This is a genomic window from Trichlorobacter sp. (assembly GCF_030247655.1).
Lineage (GTDB): Bacteria > Desulfobacterota > Desulfuromonadia > Geobacterales > Pseudopelobacteraceae > Trichlorobacter.
In genome coordinates this window covers 1-2879 of the sequence record NZ_JAOTRZ010000300.1, presented here as the reverse complement: position 1 = coordinate 2879, position 2879 = coordinate 1, and the positions used below count along the sequence as shown (strand labels likewise).

Here is a 2879-nt window from a genome sequence, read left to right as displayed (position 1 = left end):
GTCCCGGAACCGGATGATTTCATTGGTCAGGCCAGCTTCCCGCAGGTTATCAATAATCAGCTCAGCATGGCCGTCATCATCCTCGGCAATCAGAATGGTGACCTCATTTTTAGCAAGTTTTTCCATGAGCGTCTGCAACATCCTTTCAGATCCTTTGTGCAGGAAGCGTTACAAAAAAACGGCTCCCTGTCCCTTCCTCTGACTCAAGCCAGATAGTCCCGTTTAAACGGTCCAAAATCCTACGTGAGACGGTCAGGCCCAGCCCCTCGCCCGGAATGTCACGGGGGTTAATGCGGTGGAAGATCTCCCATACCTGGTTCTGGTAATCAGGATGAATACCGATACCATTGTCCTCAACGCAGTACTGAACAGCATCATCGCAAACAACACTTGAGACATGAACCTCAAGTGGACGATCCGTCGAGCGGTACTTGATCGCGTTATCCAGCAGATTGGTAAAAACCTGACTGATCTGAACCGCGTCTCCCCGGCACGGTAACAACTGCCCAACGGTTACCCGGGCACCTGTTGATTCAACCTGATAGGCGAGGGAATTGATTATTTTGCTTATTAACAGATTCATGTCAAGGTTTTCTATGGTTATAGCTGCCCGCCCCAGCCGGGAGAGCCGTAACAGGCCCGACAAGAGACTATCCATCTTCTCAACACTGCCGGTAATAAATTCAATCGAGCGGGGCATACTCTCGGTCAACAGCTTGAGCAGTTCATCGCGGCTTTCCTGCGGTAGATCAATCTCTGCCAAGGTCTTGTTCAGGGCATTACAGCTTTTAGCCAGTTTACGGCTGAAACCCTGAATATTCACCAGTGGCGAGCGAAGATCATGGGACGAGACATAAATAATGCTCTCCAGCTCCTTGTTCTTGGCCTCAAGCTCCTGCATCAGCCGGTCACGCTCAAGTTCTGCCTGCTTACGCTCGGTAATATCGATGAAAGCACCAATCAGACCGGACAGTTCACCTGACAACGTATAATAGGTTGCTTTATTAACAATAACCGTATGGATGTTTCTGTCGGCATACAGGAGATCTGCTTCATACTGCTGCACGCCACCCTCGCTAAAAAGCAGCTGATCCTTATCACGATGAAATGCAGCAATGCCCGGTGCATATAGCGCATCAGCAGTTTTGCCAATCATCTGTTCACGAGTGACACCAAGGGATTGGCCAAAGGCCTGGTTAAATCCCTGATAACGCCCCTGGGTATCCTTGAAATATATCGGGTTGGGAATGGCATCCATCAGGGTCTGCAAAAAGCGGAGCTGAACCGTCAGTTCATCCATCAGATGGTCACGCTGGCGCTCTGCAGCGATCCGGTCATCAATCTCCTGACGCAAAGCTTGGTTGGTTGCGCTCAATTCGCGGGTTCGCTCCTCTACACGCCCCTCAAGCTCAGTATTGATCTGGGCGATCTCCCGGAACTGGCCGCTCAGGGTATGGGCCATCCCCTGCGCATTTTCCACCAGCGTTGAAATCTCGTAGATGGCACTGGAGGGCCAGACAAGATCTTCAGACACCAGCTTGCCCGGCAGATCAGTCGTCGTCTTAGACAGCTGCTCAAGCGGGGCAGCAATCCTGCGTGCCACCAGCGTAGCCAGCACGGTGCCGGTGGCCAGATATACCAACATGGCAACCAGGGCATTCCGATGTCCCCGCAGGATTCGGGCCTGATAGTGAGCAAATGGCATCTCTGTAATGGCGTACACAGGCGTCTTGGGGATTGGGTATACCCTGATATAGGTACTCTTACCAGCTCGCTGCCAAAGTGGTACCGGCGGATTATTGGGGGGCATGCGGTAAAAGACATGTTCCTGTGCCGTCTGGCTGGCCTTACCCAGACTTAACGGATCATAGTTGTACAACCTGGCCACTTCAGGGTTTGTTGAGGACAGCACTTCTCCCTTATTGGCCATCAGATGTAACTGGATTTGCTGGTTGGCCTGGATTCCCTGCAACACCTTCGTGACCATCCCTAAATCAAGTTTTTGACGGTCCAGCCCGTCGAACTTCTCCGGATAGGTGCCATCAAAGATCTTCTGCCGAATCTCGTAGCCGACCTGCCGCGACTTGATCTCCAATGTATCCAGCATCTTCTGTTTAACGGTCGCCCCCCGCTCCCTTCCGGTCACCACCAGCACCAGCATGGCAGGCAGGACGATGGTTAGCATCAATACCTGAAACAGAAACTGGACAATGGTTGCCGATTCCTGCTGTCTCTCTGGCCAGACCAGACGTTCCAGAGAAAACTGGTTAATCAGTAACGTAGCAATCAGGGCATTGGTAACCCCAATAACCATATACATCAGCGCTGCTGTTGTTGTCCCCAGCAGCGGCACCTTCATAACCGTCTGAAAGAGTATGAAAATCAACGGCATTCCAACAATCAACCAGTACGCCGTGTCTGCCATGATCAGTGTGTCTTTGGGGCGACGTTTCTGCCAGTACGCAACAAAAAGCGGTTCCAGCCCCAGCCAGACAACCGGATAGAAGTGACCAAACAGCTGCTTGCACCAGAGAGCAGCGATCACCGCAGCAACAACTGCCCAGACAGGCCCGAAAAGCCTTAAAATCAGCAACACAGCGACACTGGCAAACAGATAATTAAACCCTGTAAAGAGCTGCGGGGCCAGAATATTGCCCAGTAATGCAGCCCCCATAAGCAGCAGCAGAGCCAGCGCTTGACGAGCACGCCATTTATTTCCCGTAAAATCAGTCATAACAACTATCCTTGGTGGCTTTATCTGAGTATGCCATTTTACTTAACTCTATGTACCACAAAAAGAGACAACCTCAACAAAGCAACACAAAAAGAGTTAATTAGTCCATTAACGCTTGAAGCACACCACTCTTTCATCTATGATT

General features: G+C 51.1%; 1 protein-coding gene. It reads right to left on the bottom strand.

The genetic code is table 11. The annotated features are described in order from the left end of the window. Nucleotides 1–145: 145 nt before the first annotated feature. A complete protein-coding gene (locus tag OEL57_RS15950) occupies nt 146–2734 on the bottom strand; it encodes a sensor histidine kinase (RefSeq protein WP_300741838.1) in 2589 nt (862 codons plus the stop codon). Nucleotides 2735–2879 lie beyond the last annotated feature (145 nt).

Bases quoted from the DNA above. Each gene is read 5' to 3' on its own strand.
- OEL57_RS15950 (WP_300741838.1), bottom strand. From the start codon at position 2,734: ATGACTGATTTTACGGGAAATAAATGGCGTGCTCGTCAAGCGCTGGCT.